Below are 14,165 nucleotides of genomic sequence, written 5' to 3'. Positions count from 1 at the left end.
TCGAGGTGTCCGACGTCGACTGCGCGCTGATCGAGCCGGACAGGCTCGCCGGCGCGCCCCTCGACTCGCCTGGTCGGTCGGTGGATGTCTGGCGGGCGCGGATTGCGGGCGGCGATTCGGTCCTGCCGATCGCAGCGCATGCCGTTCCCGATGCCACCGGTGTCGCCGTGACGTCGGCGGAGCATGCCGTGGCCGTCTTCCGTCACACCAATGCTGTTGCGACCGAACTGCGCACAGCGCTGACCGCCAAGCTGCGGCCGTATCAGGTTCGCGGTGTGAGCTGGCTGCGCGAGACCGTCGACGCACACGGCGGCGCGGTGCTTGCCGACGAAATGGGGCTCGGTAAGACGCTGCAGGCCATCGGCTATATCGCCGGGCGCGCCGAGGAGGGGCCACAGCTGGTGGTGTGTCCCACGTCGCTGGTCGGGAACTGGGCACACGAAATCGCGCGGTTCGCACCTGACCTGCGGACGATAATCTGGCGTGGCGGGCCGCTGAAAGCGGTAGATAGCGGGACGGTGGTGCTCACCGGCTACCCGACGCTACGCATACACAGCCCTATCATGATGGAGCATCATTGGGTCACTGCGGTTTTCGATGAGGCGCAGGTGCTGAAGAACCCCCGCACGCAGATATCGAAGGCCGCGCGAACCATTGCGGCCGACGCGCGAATCGCCTTGACCGGAACGCCCGTCGAGAATCACCTCGAGGAGCTGTGGGCGCTTCTCAATCTGGTCGCACCGCAACTGTTCGGGCACAAGACGCAGTTCCGTCGTCGCTTTGTCCGGCCGATCGCGGACGGCTCCCTCGCCGCCGCTGCCCGGCTGCGCGGGGCAATCGAGCCGATCGTCTTGATGCGGAAGAAGTCCCAGGTCGCAGGCTCGCTCCCACCCAAGATCCACGCCGACCTGATCTGCGACCTCACCGAGGAACAGCAGCAGTTGTACGACCAACTGCTGGAGCAGGTGATCGACGACGGCTTCGGCAGCGGCGCACAGCGCCAGACCAAGGTGTTGGCAGCCGTAACCGCGCTCAAACAGGTCTGCAACCACCCGGGCCTGATCACCGGTGACCTCGATGAGCTGTCAGGAAGGTCGGGAAAACTCGACCTCTGCACCGACATTGTGGCCAACAACCTCGAGATTGGCTCTCCGACCCTGATTTTCACCCAGTACCGGCAGACCGGTGAGCTGCTGGTGCGACACTTCGACGAACAGTTCGGTGTGTGCGCGCCGTTCTTCCATGGCGGCTTGAATCAGGAGCAACGGGCCGACATCGTCCGCCGGTTCCAGGCCGACAACGGCCCGAAAGTGCTGGTGCTCAGCCTGAAAGCCGGGGGCACCGGGCTCACTCTCACCCGCGCAGCCGACGTCATTCACTTCGACCGATGGTGGAACCCGGCCGTGGAAGCGCAGGCCTCCGATCGAGTCCATCGGATCGGTCAGACCCGCACCGTCACCGTCACCACTCTGACCACGGGGACCACCGTCGAGGAGCACATCGCGGCCATGCACTCACGTAAATCCGCGCTCTCCGATGTCGCCGATATGTCCGGTGTCACCGAATTGGCCCGCTTGGATGATGACCGCCTCATTGCGATCCTGCGCCGGAAGCGAGACAGCTGACATATGCCTGATAGTGATTTCGGTTACACAGTGTGGGGGAGAGACTGGGTTCGGCTCGCCGAGCCGTTGCGTCAGACCCGCCCCGATCCGCAGCTGCCACGCGCGCGCAGAATCGCACGCGACGGGAAAGTGCAGGTCACGATCGACGGCCGGATCGTGCGCGCCGTAATACACCACGGTCGCAAGCCTTCGGTGGCCAACATCGAGGTTGCGCCCATGTCCCAGGAGGCGATAGCCGGGATCTCCCGCCGGCTGAGCGGCGTTCGGCCCGCCCTCACCGACGAGCTGTATCGCGCGATCACCGACGCGGGCCACCCGCCCGCACCGACACTCGTCGGCGTCGACTGCTCCTGCTCAGCTGACACTCCACGATGTATCCACGTGCTGGCCGTCTACTACGAAATGGCACGACGCGTCGACGACGATCCTAGAATTGCTCTCGATATCCAGGGATTCTTCCGCGCCTCATCGGACAGTACTGAAGTATCCACCGCAGTAACACCACAGCGGTGGATCGCGCTCAATTCCCTTAATCCGGCTGACTACTTCATGGCGCCCAAGTAGTCGCACTATACGGCGCATGTCAATGACTGTTGTGCGGGCAAACATCGCCCGATTTTCGGTTCGCCATGGAGTTCAACGGACACCGTTTAAGGGCTGTCCCGTCATCCGGTACCAGGGCTCGGCTCTCACCGTCACGTTGCCAGGATTGCCCTCATTTAGGTGGCCTGGGCATTCCGCGGGGCCTCAGTCTTGATGGAGGCCATGCAGTGCGTTTCGTCTGCCGGGACTTTGGGGTGTCAGACCTCCCACGGCGAGGTTTGACACCGAGCGAGGCTCCTGTGGAGGTCCTGCTTCTGGACATCGACGCGGAGCTGACCGTCTGGGACGACGAACACAAGCTGTGGTCTGAGGAGATGTTCCCCGTTGCCGAGCTGGCGTACTGGCTCATGCACTGGGCTGCGGAGCCCGGACGTCGGGACGCGGGATTTCGAGCTCGACTCGATGTCCGCAGAACCGGGGCTGATCTGGATCGTGCAGTCCGAGGAGGGCTGGCGTGTGGGCTCCAACCTTGAGCCGGATGTGTGGACTTCTCCCGTGACCTGGGATCTCCTCGTGGCCGGGGTCAGGCAGTTCGTGCGCTCTGTGCGCGCGGGGATTGTCGAGCCAGGCATCGACCCCGCCTTCATCCCCGAGCCCTGAGGCAGGGTTCAGGGACACGCGGCCGCAGGCGAGATGATCTTGTCGTGGCTGGTGTGATCACGGCGCCTGAGCCGTCCTGGATAACTCCGTTTACCAGGCTGAGCCCGCGCTGCCTCGGCAGGCTGGTCGCCGCGACGCATCGCAAGGGGGCGGACGCGGCACGGCGGGGCAGACCGTGGAGTTTGGCGCTGGAGGATCGCATCCTGCTGGTCACGGCGTGTTGGCGCACGAACTTGACGATGCGCCAGCTGACCCCGCTGTTCGGGATCTCCAAGTCGGCGGCCGACCGGATCATCAACCACCTCGGGCCGATGCTGGCGCTGCAGCCCCGCAAGAGGTTCGGTCTGAACACCGTGCTCATCGTGGACGGAACCCTGGTTCCCACCGTGGCCATGTGATCGCTGAACAGTCGAAGACATCTCATGTCGCTGGTAGGTCAAGTAGGGGCTCAGGCAGCAAGGTCCACAGGTGGTGCGAAGGCACGATCGGGGTCGAATAGAGTGCGACGCTGTAGGCAGTGGTAGAGGCAGCCGAGCAGTTTGTTGAACAGGTTCCTAAGAGCTGCGGTGTGGCGTTCTCCGCCAGCACGCCGCCGGTCGTAGTGAGCGCGTGGAGCCTGAGTGCGGAGCGCTGCGAAGGCCCACATGTGCCCGGCTGAGGCCAGTCGCTGGTTCTTGACGGTTCGGGCTACGACGACGTGACTTCGGCCGGAGGCCCGCGTAACGGGGGCCGCGCCGGCGTACGCCTTCATCGCTCGGGCGTCCGCGAAGCGTTCGCGGTCGTCTCCGATCTCAGCGAGGACGCGTGCTCCGGAGAGCACGGACAGCCCCGGGAAGCTAGTGATGATGCCGGCATCTGGGTGCGCAAGGAATGCTTCCTCGGTCGCCACCGCGAGCTGGGCGACGCTGGTGCAAGCGGCGTCGACCTGCCGGATAAGCGCCGCCGCTTGGTGTCCCAGAGCCTGTTCGACCTGGGGCAGCTGTCGGAGGTGGTCCGCACAGAAGATTTCCCGAAGCCGTTCGACTTCGGCTTCGATTCCGCAGCGTGGACGCTCGCCGCGCTTGAGTAGTGCGCGCAGCTGGCTGCGGGTGAGTTTGGCGGCATCGGCCGGCGTGGGTGCAGCGGTCAAGATCACGCGGGCGCGTGGCGAGTCGAGACCGGGCTTTCCGGGGCCGTGGAAGGCCGTGAGGGCGGCCGGGTAGTACTCGCGCAGGTGTGAGCGGAGCCGGTTGATCATCTGCTGCCGGTCCCAGATTGCATCCTGGTGAGCGCGGGCCAGGACGGCGACGGCCTGCCCGGCTTCGCTGTCGTCAGGCATGGGGCGGTGGGCGTGCCTGTCGGTCCGCAGGATGTTGGCCAGGACCCGAGCATCAGCTGCATCGGACTTGGCTCGGGAGACGCTGGCGCGATCGCGGTAGCGGGCGGCGGCCAGTGGGTTGATCGCGTAGATCTGGCGGCCGGTGGCCCGCAAGCAGGCGACGAGGAGCCCGCGGGGCGTCTCGATGGCGACCGGGATCGGATCCTCCGCGGTGTCACCGTGCCGGGTCAGTAGTTCCATCAGCGCGTGGAAGCCGGCGCTGTCGTCGCTGATACGCAGCTTGGCTACCTGGGCTCCGTTCTGGTCGACCAGGGCTATGTCGTGGTGCCCTTCTGCCCAGTCAATGCCGCAGAAGATCGCGCTCAATCTTGTACCTCCGTATCAATCTGCAGGTCGGTCCTGTGCGGAGCACGCGGCGCTCTAATAGAAGTGCTCGAGGCACGCCATCTCATGAGCCGTTCGTGTCTCCAGCGACCGGCAGGGACCTCGGTCTGCTGGAGAGCTCTTAGGCTCGCGAACTGCTGAGAGGTGGCCCCTGTCGGCGGGCTGAGGACATGAAACCGGTGATGTCCGAGCTCCTGCCGGGCGGGACCGGTCTTTGACGAGAGATCAAGGTCCCGGAACTACCGAAGGTCTCCGCCCGGCAGGGCGCAGGCGAGGCGGAGCCGGTCTGAACACGGGGATCCAGTCCCAGAACGGCGGCAAACTTCCGCCTCGCCTGGCGGCCCTTGCACTCACGTGCTCGGGCTCACCGAAGACCTATTAGAACTACCGGTACTCCACGGCCCATCAGGTTGTCATCGACGCTGACACCCGCATGGTCGTCGTGGTCGGCCGGCCCGTGCCGGGTAACCGCCACGACTCCCGCGGATGGCGGAATCCGGAGCCAAAGCCGCCGTCGGAATCACGATGACCATCGCCGACGGCGGGTACCCAGGGCACCGGCCTGGGTCGTCCCGCACCGCCGCCCCAAAGGCGAGGAGCTCCCCGCCTGGAAGGAGGAACACAACCGCCCCCACAAGCAGGACCGGGCGCGCGTCGAGCACCTCTTCGCCCGCAGGAAGAGCTGGAAGATCCTGCGGGATTGCCGACTCAAAGGCGACGGCGTCCACCACGCCATGCTCGGCATCGCCCGCCTGCACAACCTCAACCTCGCCGGCTGGGCAGCAGGGTTTGACCTCCCCTCAGTGTTGTGGATCGCCCGCGGATCACGCCACGGCGAGACCCCGGCCGCCCATCTGCTGGCCGCGATCACCGGCGCCGGCCTCACCGTCACGTCACCCAGCTGCGAGTCCCGGACAAGACCAACGAAATCACCTGCTTCGCCGCCTTGCTGGAGCCGTACGACCTGACCGGTGTCACGGTCACCGCGGACGCTCTGCACTGCCAGCGTGATCACGCCCGCTTCCTCGTCGAACAGGAGTCGAAGAGAAGAGGGTGCATAAGAGGGTGCATTACGCCTTCACCGTCAAGCGCAACCAGAAGAACCTGCACCATCAACTCGCCACCCTGCCCCGGGCGAAGGCGAGCGTGAAGTTCTCCGACCGTACCGACACCCACGGACGCCTGGAGACCCGCGTCGTGCAGGCCCCGGCAGTGAGCGATCTCGGCGTCGACTTCCCCCACGCCACCCAGGTCGCGAAGATCATCCGGCACCGCACCCAGCGCAAGAACGGCAAGCGCAGCCGCGAGACCGTCTACGCCATCACCGACCTGACCAGCCGCCAAGCCTCACCGGAGCACATCGCGAAGATCGCGCGCTCGCAATGGACCATCCAGAACCGACTCCACTTCGTCCGCCCCACCGCCTTCGCCGAGGACGCCTCCAAGGTCCGCACCGGACACGGCCCGGACAACATGGCCGCCCTCCGCAGCTTCGCCGTCAACCAACTCCGCGCGACGGGCCGCACGAACATCGCCGCCGGACTCCGCGCGATGTCCTACGAACCCTTCCGCCGCCCCCTGGACCTCCTCTGCCTCACCTGAACTGCACCGATCCAAGAGCAAAGGACTTTGCAACAGCCCTGGCATCTTCCTGCGGAAGGTGCGGGAGGAGCAGCCCTTGTCGGCGACGACCCGGTTGGGAAGACAGCAGACGGTCGAAGGTTCCGTCGGTGGCCCAGCGGGCAAAGCGCCCGCGCTCCGTCTGCCAAGGGCCGAACCGCTCAGACAGGCCCCGCCAGGGCAGCCCCGTGCGGTAGGGGACCATTCCGATTCCTCTTCCTACCTGGCCGGACGAGCTTGCGGAGAGGACCATCGCGCATGAGTACTTCTACGGATAGCCCGTCGGCACCGCGATCAGCAGGATGGCTCCGTGAGTGAACACGAGGGTTATTCCCAAGTCCCTGTGCGACCGGCCCGCGACCATCGGGCCGTAGAGAAAGTGATGAAGGCTGTCCTCATCGTGGCGGCCGTAGTGGGTGGGATCCTGCTGCTCTACATGGCCTTCTTCATCGGCATCTTCGCCATGGCCAGTTGACTGCTGGACCAGCTCGTAGGGCGGCACTTCGGGTGAACGGTACGAGGTGCCGTGGGTGCGGCACAGCCGGGAAAAGGCTTGACCGTGGCGTGAGTTGGGGACCGATACTCGAACGGAGGGACTTGCGAACAGAAGACGGGGGCTACCGGTGGGTGGGTTGAGGGACCGCGAGACGCAACGGGCCCGGGAGTTGGCTCGGGAGGCCGTGCGGCGTTTGGCGCCGGAGGAGTTGGCGCTCTTCGAGGAGACGGCCGAGGCCTACTTCGACGATCCGGGGCGGGGGAACCGGAAGGCCCGGCAGGAGCCGCTGGGGATCGGCGTCGATGCCATCGTCATCGGGACGCTGACGCAGTTCGCGCTGCCGGTCGCAGCGGCCGTTGCCGGGAACATCGTCACCGATGTCATGCGCCAGGAGCGCCGACGAGGCTGGTGGCGACGGCGGCGGGCGCCGCAGGACGGTGGCGGGGACGGCGGTGCGGTCAATCCGTTCGCCGCGCCCGACGCAGTACGCGCTGTGGAGCTGAACGGTCGGGAGACCTCCCGGGCCGAGGAGCTGGAGCGGCTGCGGCGGATCGCCTACGACCGGGCCGCCGCCCTCGGACTGCCGCCCGCGCAGGCGGGGCTGCTGGCGGACGCCATCGTTGGCGGGGTGCAGGCGCCGCCGGCCCCGGGCGAGGAGGAGATCACCTCATGAGCGCCGCGCCGGCTCCCGCCGTCGGCGCTCCGGTGGGCATGCCGCATCCGTTTCGGATGCCGTCGGGGACGTCACTACGGTTCGCGCTGCTCATCTTGAGCACATCGGCAGCCATGGCGGTGGCCTTCGGCGGGGCGGTCAGCACGGCGGCCTACTTCGGGCTCGGCGGCGATACGGGCAGCCTCACCGCAGCCCTCGAATGCACAGCCGAGAACTTCAAGGACATGGGTGCCGATCCCGAGGAGTTGACCCGCAGATGCCTGCTGCCGGACCGGGGCAATGGGACCGCCATCGAACTGGCGGCCCTGGGGGCACTGTGGCTGGCCGTCGGCGTCGTTTACTGGCTGCTGCCGGTCTACCGGCTCCGCCGGCGCCGACTGCGGCCCTTGCCGACCGCCGGTTTCGCCGACATCCGGCGAACGCTCGACGAGCTGGTGGCGCTCGCCGAGCTGCGGTGCCGGGTGCGCTTCGTCGTCAACTGGCGTGACCTGGGCCCCACCGGGCTCGCCTTCGGCCGGGCCGGTCGGCGCTATGTGATGCTCAGCCGCGGACTGCTGCATCTGCACACGCAGGATCCTGAGGCCTTCCGCGCGATAGTCCTGCACGAACTGGCGCATCTGCGCAACCGGGATGTGGACGTCGCCTTCCTCACGCTCATCTGCCACCGGCTGTTCGTCGCCGCACTTGCGGTTCCCCTCGCCGTCACCGCTCCCTTTGCGTTGCTGGTCGCGTGGCTGCTTATGCCCATGAGTCTGCTCTACCAGTTGCTGTTCGTCCTCGCCCAGTGCGCACTCGCGGCCACCGTCACCCTCACCAGCGCCGCGGTGCTGCGCAGCCGCGAGCTGTATGCGGACGCCCGGGTAGCCGTGTGGACCCGCGGAGCCCACTCGCTACGACGTGTGCTCGCCGCTCAGCACGGCCTTGAGCAGACCGGCCGCCGCCGGCCTGCCTACCTGCGCTCGCATCCCACCGCCGGAAAGCGGCTGGCGGCACTGAGCGACACGCGGCTGCTGTTCGGCTTCGGCCCCTGGGAGGCGTTCGGACTGGCCTTGACCTGCTCGCTCGTCTACCAGCACGTGGCGCAGTGGACCGAGGCGGCCACCCATCTCGGCGACCGCGGCAGCCCGCTGGCCGCCGCCGTCCCCTCCGTCCTGCTGGGCGGTGGCGTGGCGGTGGGCATCTGGCGCGCGACGCTGGCCGCACGGCTCAACCGTGGTCGATGGGCAGACGCACATCGCACAGGGCTCGCCATGTCGGCCGGGCTCATCGTGGGTACCTTCGGGGACAGGGCGTACAACACGGCGCTGTCCCTCGGCATCGCCAACTCGCTGCCGGTCCACCTGTCGTGGTGGCTGATCCTCGGGGTCGTCGGCTACGGCTTCGTGCGGTGGAACGCGGCGACGGCCAGGGTGTGGGCACCAGTTGTGCTGGCCGGCCGGCGTCCGCTACTGCTGGTCGTCGGCGGGTGCGCGGCCGGCGTCGCGCTGCTGAGCATCTGGCTGGGGCACGCCTACGCCGCCGGTACCCCCGGTTTCGATCTGCTGCAGCTGCCGCGCCCGCTGAACCTACTGCCGACGCCGCTGGACTACCTGGGGTTCGTGTTCTCCACGACCGTCGTGATCACGCCGCCCCTGTGGGTCATCGCTCTGGTGGTGGTCACCGTCGGGCTCCCGCTCGCCGCACGGCTCGGCGTACGGCTCGGCGTACGGCTCGGCGTACGGCTCGGCGTACGGCTCACCGGGCGCGCCCGCGCCGAGGTGCCCACCGCAGGGCCCGACCGGTTCCTGCTCCAGCCCGTGTCGGCCGAGAGCTCGGCGGCGCTCCTCGCTCCGCCGCAGCTGCGCCCATTGCGGGCTCTGGCACAGGGCGTGGTGTTCAGCGCCGCCGCCGGGCTCGGCCTGTGGCTGTGGCATCTGTTCTGTGCCATAGCCTTCCCCTGGCCGATCGAATGGGTCGGTGGGGTCTTCACCTTCTATCCGGTGGCGCTCGCGGCGTTGCTGCAGCTCGCCGTCGGCTTCGTCGTCGCGTGGCGCCACGCTGGCGGCGAACTGCGCGCTCTGCACGGAATTCTCGGCACCCTCGGCGCGGGGCTGCTGCTGCCGACGGCCGCCTTCACCGCACGCAATCACTTCGCCTGCGTGCGGTGGGGCACCGATCACGTGGCCTGCCGAGTGGCGCCCGATCTGGCGCCGACGCTGAGCCCGGAACTGTACATCGCGGCCTGGACCGCCGCCTTGGCCCTGCTTCTCATACCGGCCTGGGTCGCCCTGCGCGACGGCAGACGGCACTGAGCCCGCTTCTTCCTGAAGTTGCTGGTCATGGGGCCGGCTTGAAGGGCTGCTGGGAGCTTGTCGCCGGTCAGGTCCTACGCGTGCAAGTCCCCGTCGGTCGCCTCGCTCCACCGGGCCCTCACCGAAGCCGAGAACGCAGCAGCATCTCCGCGGCTATCGCGCCGCTCACCAGAGCCACCACGCCCGCCGCGGCCGTGCCCAGCGGCAGCGGCAGCGGCAGCGGCAGCGGCAGCGGCCACTGAACGGTGTACTCGGCCGGCTGCGCGTACTCACCCCGCAAGGACGACTCGTGCGGCAGGGCGCGAAGTAGCCGACGACGGGAAGGCACCGGAAGGGAAAAGGCCCCACCTCTGGGCGCGACGGATCCACGCCACGAGCGAGCAGGCATCTGCTCACGGTGAATGACGCTCGGCGCGCAGATGGTGCCGCCATGGCAGAGTGATCTGCATGCTCATCTCAACGCTTCGGCGGCGAAGACACTTCGCCGCCGCACTCCTCCTGAGCGCCGCGATACCCCTGACTGCCTGCGGCCAGCAGCGCGTCGCGGCCAGCGCGCCGAGCGCATCCCCCAGCTCCAGCCCCAGCCCCTCCGGACCCGGTGCCTCCCCTTACGTGGAACCCGGAGCCCACGACGGAGCCCCGCACTACAACGAGAACAACGCCAACCGTCGCCCCCGCGAAATGTCCCCCGCCCACGCGAAGGACGCCCAAAGGGAGGCCGACCGCATCGAACCCGTACTCAAACGCCTCTGGAAACAGGGGAAGTGGGATCCCAAGAGCGTCCGCTCGGCGATGCTCACGCTCGGGTACAAGGAACAGCGGACCGGCCCCAAGGGCGAGCAGCTCGGCGGGAAACTCGACGTGCGGAGCATGGAACCCCGCTTCGAAGACGACCACTACGTCACACCCGAAGGCGCCCGGATCGGGCTTCACGTACACAGCGACGCCTGTGTCACCGCATTCGTACAGAAGACCAACTACCAGGTGCAGGTCAACGGGCCATACATGGAGTCGGGCTGCTTCGAACCGCCCTTCGGTCACTGACACACACCGCAACCCTCGACCGGCAGCAGCAGGCCGACCTGAGGCAGCCGCCAACACCGGTCACTCAGAAGCGAAAAGACCCCGCTCCAAGTCGGTGCGGGGCTATCGCTGCTGCTGCTACTCAGCCGCTGTCAGTTCGCTGCCGAGATACTCCTGCACCGGCTCGAACAAGCCGTAGGGCACATAGTCGGGGATCTCCATCAGTGTCACCCACGCGACCTCGGCGAGCTCCTCCTCGTCGGCGACGCGCGCCTCGCCCGAGACCACACTGCAGGCTGTGTACGACATCAGTCGGCCAGTCTTCGGGTGCACACGCTCGCCAAGGAGCTTCAGCACCTCCACGGTCAGCCCGGTCTCTTCCCGAGTCTCCCGGACCGCGGCCTGTTCGGCAGTCTCTCCGGCTTCGATGGCACCCGCGGGGAACTGCCACATCAACTCGCCTTCCCTCACCCGGCGGCGCACCATCAGCACACGGTCACCCTCCACGATGGTCCCCACGCTGATGCCCGGCTGATCGGTGGTCTGACCGGTGGTCTGATCGGCGGTCTGATCGATCATGCGGTCCCCTCCTAAAGCCGCCGACACAGGCGGTGTCACCTTTGCCAACTCGCCCCGGAGTAGGACGAGTTCCTCGCTCACAGCCTCATACAGGAGCCGGCCGCCGCGGATACCGACGATCCCGACGACCCCGACGCCCGCCGAGGTGCCGCGGTGACGACGCACGGCGCCGCACTTCGGGCACCCGAGACAGGCCCAGCCCGGCTGCGCAAACCTTGAAACGTCCAGACCGATGGCTGTGGTGCGCGGCCTGGGTGAGCCGGTAGGTCGAGCCCGCACTCAATCACGGGATGTGGCACAGGTCGGCGGCCTGTTCGGATGCGGGTCCTGTAGTCACCGCCGGTGATCCCTCTTCCCCACCTGCTTACCTCCTTTCCTGTAAGGAAAGAAGGGTGGTACTTTCCTCATGCGAAAGTACTCGGATGATCAGGGGGAATTCATGGCCGCCTACGATGCCCAGACCGCACTCGACGACATACGTCACCGTCAGGACCAGACCTGCGACGAGTACATCCGTCGCGTCTCATCCCGCTCCCACTCGCTCATTGCGGCGCTGGCGCTGTTCGCCATGCTCGCCTCCTTCGACCTGCCCAGGCCTTGGAATATCGCCGCCGTTCTGTTGGGGAGCGGCCTGGGGACGGGAGGGCTGGTCGTACAGCAGCGCCGCGCGCCCGTCCGCAGGAAAGTCGCCGGCGTGGAAGCGGTGTTCTACGTGTGGTTGGCGGCCGCCTTCGTGGTGGTCTTCTCGGCCGTATTGATTGCCGCCCGCTTGCTCGGCCTGCCGGCTCCGTCCACGCTCGCGGCCGCTGTCGTGGCCCTGACGAGCCTGGTGGCCGGGAACATGATCCGCCCAGTCGTCAAAGCGATCGCGCGCAGGGATGGCCACCACTGATGGACCCGGACTTCGATGAGTTCCTGCACGTTCCGGCCCGGCTTTCGGTCGTCGCGCTGCTGGCCCCGGCCGACTGGGTGGAGTTCGGCTTCGTACGGGACACGGTCAATACCAGCGACTCGGCCCTGTCCAAGCAGGTCTCCGCCCTGGCAGAAGCCGGATACGTCTCCGTACGCAAAACACGGGACCGCAAGGGACGGCACACCCACGTCCGCCTCACCTCGCATGGACGGCAGGCATTCCAACGGCACGCCGCGGCACTTGAGAAGATCGTCGCGGCCGCACGCGCGCCACTGAAGTGAACCGAACCTGACCGACTGCTCGTGCGCTCGTGCCCGTATGCCGTGAGCCGCTCCGATCGGGACAAGGGTCAGGCTGCTCGGGTGCCTGCCCCTTCCTCTACGACGGCCGCAGCTGCAGCCGTTCGTACGAGACCGTTGTGCAGCTCATGAGCGAACTTGACCACTGCTCACTTGTCTTGGTGGACAGCGTCGTTGACGTGTGGCAGCGGGCACGGCACGGGAGTGACGGTGACGGTCACGGGTCGGCTCACTCGCGATGCCCACGCCGACAGCTGGAACGGGCCCGGCCGGGAGGGCTGGTTGCTGATCCGACGGAGCCGCCCGCCGGCCGCGAGTCTCGTCATCAGGCCAGTAGCTCCAGCACCCGGACAGCTTGCCGTTCCGCAGTGCCGGGAGGGTTCCTGGGATGCTCTGTTGCCTCGCTCGCCAGCAGGAACAGCCAGACCAGGGCAAGCAGCCGGCGGCTCTCCCGCAGGCGTGCGGTCTCCGCGGGGGAAAGCTCGAATTGCTCCAGGAAGGCTGAGACGTCAAAGGGGTGCTCCACCCAACTGCCCACGTGTTCGGTGATTTCCGCGAGTTCGAAGGCACGATCGCTGCGGCCCGAGTCCTCGAAGTCGACGACCTGGACCCGCAAGCCGTCCCACAGGTAGTTCGCGAGATTGCCGTCACCCGGCCCGAAGACGGGTGAAACCTCCCCCCGAGCGTCGGCTCCCAGCCCCGACCGGGCCAGCCAGTCCAACCCGGCGTCCATGGCCTGCCTCACCGGGCCGCCGGCTTGGGGGCGAACCGTCACGGCCCACTCATCGAGGTGGCCGATGAGCTCGCCTTGGTGCCCGGGCCTGAGCGGGATCTTGCAGACAACATCGGACGGCACGGCCTCATACAGAGTGGTCACCGCCTCGGCCAAGGCTTCGATCTTCTTGCCCTCAACAGCAGCACCACGCAAGGGGGCCCCGGCGAGCCGAGACATCACCACAACCGGCTCAACAGCTGCGAGGTCGGCCTCCCGGGGCTCCGGAGCCAGCCCCGGAGCATACGTGGCCAGCAAGGACAAAGCCCGCCACTCCCGCTCGGCGCGACCACCGTCCTTCCTCGGGAACCGCTTGATCACACGGTCAGCGGTCATCTCGATTGCGTGGGTGCCCCATCGGCCAGAGCTCATGAGAAGGAATTCTGTCAGGCCGGCCACCAGCCACCAGCGCCCTTGCGGGCGTGCATATCGACCTCATCGACACGGTCGCCCGATACGTGCTCGATGCCGGCTATCACGTCGTACTCGAAGGCATTCGGCACATCGCACACCCCGGCGAGATGCTCAGCATTCGCGCGACGACCACTGCGGCCGCACCCACTGCCACAATTGTGGCGCCGACGCCCGCCCGTGCGCCCGGGCGGTCAGGTGGGAAGGGCATCGGCCCAGCGGCCGAGGGCGGGGATTGGACGTGGCATGGGCCGGGTGCGCACAGCAGCAGGTGACTGATGTCCGGGCGAGGGCGTGCTGTCGGATACGGAGGGCAGGAGCCGCCTTCCGTTCCGTGCGTCTCGCCGAAGGCGTGGAGCATGTCCTCCATGTTTGTGCCGCGGGGCCGAGAGGACGCAGGGGTCGGTCGAGCTGGCGGTGGTGTTCCAGTCGGGGAAGCGTTAGCCGCTGAGGACGCGCGAGAGGTGGCCGGCGGAGACGCCGGTGCGTTCGCCCAGGCTGCGCAAGCCGAAGCTTGGAGGCGCGCTGGAGATGGCTGAGGACCGGGGCCAGTGGTCG

General features: G+C 67.4%; 15 protein-coding genes and 1 pseudogene. 11 read left to right on the top strand and 5 right to left on the bottom strand.

Going from position 1 to position 14,165, the window contains the following annotated elements:
* Positions 1-5: 5 nt before the first annotated feature.
* The 4 genes and pseudogenes from KI385_RS41240 to KI385_RS41225 all read left to right on the top strand — a co-directional run.
* Entirely contained in the window at positions 6-1,625 is a 1,620-nt protein-coding gene (locus tag KI385_RS41240) for a DEAD/DEAH box helicase (protein WP_238577109.1), read from the top strand.
* A gap of 3 nt (positions 1,626-1,628) precedes the next feature.
* A complete protein-coding gene (locus KI385_RS41235) occupies positions 1,629-2,189 on the top strand; it encodes a hypothetical protein (RefSeq protein ID WP_238577108.1) in 561 nt (186 codons plus the stop codon).
* Positions 2,190-2,630: 441 nt separating this feature from the next.
* Positions 2,631-2,828 carry a hypothetical protein gene (locus KI385_RS41230; RefSeq protein ID WP_238577107.1) on the top strand — a complete coding sequence of 66 codons (198 nt, stop codon included), beginning with the start codon at positions 2,631-2,633 and terminating at the stop codon, positions 2,826-2,828.
* Positions 2,829-2,872: 44 nt separating this feature from the next.
* Positions 2,873-3,243: pseudogene (locus tag KI385_RS41225) on the top strand (helix-turn-helix domain-containing protein); the annotation flags it as partial.
* A 33-nt stretch (positions 3,244-3,276) separates the two neighbouring features.
* On the opposite strand, the gene KI385_RS41220 reads toward KI385_RS41225, so the two are convergent.
* Positions 3,277-4,512 (bottom strand): IS110 family RNA-guided transposase, encoded by a 1,236-nt coding sequence (locus tag KI385_RS41220; RefSeq protein ID WP_238577106.1) that lies wholly within the window; start codon positions 4,510-4,512, stop codon positions 3,277-3,279.
* 362 nt (positions 4,513-4,874) lie between these two features.
* Here KI385_RS41220 and KI385_RS44780 point away from each other — a divergent pair, with 362 nt between their 5' ends.
* Together KI385_RS44780 and KI385_RS41210 are read left to right on the top strand one after the other, a co-directional pair.
* Complete coding sequence (locus KI385_RS44780; RefSeq protein WP_425357036.1) at positions 4,875-5,498, top strand: transposase; 624 nt, start codon at positions 4,875-4,877, stop codon at positions 5,496-5,498.
* Between the two features lie 85 nt (positions 5,499-5,583).
* Positions 5,584-6,132 (top strand): ISAs1 family transposase, encoded by a 549-nt coding sequence (locus tag KI385_RS41210; RefSeq protein WP_238577105.1) that lies wholly within the window; start codon positions 5,584-5,586, stop codon positions 6,130-6,132.
* Here KI385_RS41210 and KI385_RS44775 read toward each other — a convergent pair.
* On the bottom strand, positions 6,125-6,355 hold the full coding sequence (locus tag KI385_RS44775; protein WP_425357035.1) for a transposase: 231 nt from the start codon (positions 6,353-6,355) through the stop codon (positions 6,125-6,127). The genes KI385_RS41210 and KI385_RS44775 overlap by 8 nt on opposite strands.
* 475 nt (positions 6,356-6,830) lie before the next feature.
* On the opposite strand from KI385_RS44775, the gene KI385_RS41200 reads away from it, so the two are divergent.
* A complete protein-coding gene (locus KI385_RS41200) occupies positions 6,831-7,319 on the top strand; it encodes a hypothetical protein (RefSeq protein ID WP_238577104.1) in 489 nt (162 codons plus the stop codon).
* A complete protein-coding gene (locus KI385_RS41195; protein WP_238577103.1) occupies positions 7,316-9,610 on the top strand; it encodes a M56 family metallopeptidase in 2,295 nt (764 codons plus the stop codon). Before KI385_RS41200 ends, KI385_RS41195 begins: the two co-directional genes overlap by 4 nt.
* 118 nt (positions 9,611-9,728) lie before the next feature.
* Here KI385_RS41195 and KI385_RS41190 read toward each other — a convergent pair whose 3' ends face one another.
* The gene (locus tag KI385_RS41190) at positions 9,729-9,890 is read right to left on the bottom strand and encodes a hypothetical protein (RefSeq protein ID WP_238577102.1); all 162 of its coding nucleotides are present in this window, start codon (positions 9,888-9,890) and stop codon (positions 9,729-9,731) included.
* Positions 9,891-10,222: 332 nt separating this feature from the next.
* Here KI385_RS41190 and KI385_RS41185 point away from each other — a divergent pair, with 332 nt between their 5' ends.
* Complete coding sequence (locus KI385_RS41185) at positions 10,223-10,654, top strand: hypothetical protein (RefSeq protein WP_238577101.1); 432 nt, start codon at positions 10,223-10,225, stop codon at positions 10,652-10,654.
* Between the two features lie 117 nt (positions 10,655-10,771).
* On the opposite strand, the gene KI385_RS41180 is transcribed toward KI385_RS41185, so the two are convergent.
* On the bottom strand, positions 10,772-11,212 hold the full coding sequence (locus tag KI385_RS41180; protein WP_238577100.1) for an NUDIX hydrolase: 441 nt from the start codon (positions 11,210-11,212) through the stop codon (positions 10,772-10,774).
* Positions 11,213-11,651: 439 nt separating this feature from the next.
* On the opposite strand from KI385_RS41180, the gene KI385_RS41175 reads away from it, so the two are divergent.
* Positions 11,652-12,104 carry a hypothetical protein gene (locus KI385_RS41175; protein ID WP_238577099.1) on the top strand — a complete coding sequence of 151 codons (453 nt, stop codon included), beginning with the start codon at positions 11,652-11,654 and terminating at the stop codon, positions 12,102-12,104.
* Complete coding sequence (locus KI385_RS41170) at positions 12,104-12,406, top strand: winged helix-turn-helix domain-containing protein (RefSeq protein WP_128512623.1); 303 nt, start codon at positions 12,104-12,106, stop codon at positions 12,404-12,406. Before KI385_RS41175 ends, KI385_RS41170 begins: the two co-directional genes overlap by 1 nt.
* A 343-nt stretch (positions 12,407-12,749) precedes the next feature.
* On the opposite strand, the gene KI385_RS41165 is transcribed toward KI385_RS41170, so the two are convergent.
* Complete coding sequence (locus tag KI385_RS41165; protein WP_238577098.1) at positions 12,750-13,532, bottom strand: phosphotransferase family protein; 783 nt, start codon at positions 13,530-13,532, stop codon at positions 12,750-12,752.
* Between the last annotated feature and the right edge of the window lie 633 nt (positions 13,533-14,165).

It is taken from the genome of Streptomyces inhibens (assembly GCF_022221585.1).
Taxonomy (GTDB): domain Bacteria; phylum Actinomycetota; class Actinomycetes; order Streptomycetales; family Streptomycetaceae; genus Streptomyces; species Streptomyces inhibens.
Note: the sequence above shows the minus strand (reverse complement) of the source record. Positions and strands in the feature narration are given on the sequence as shown.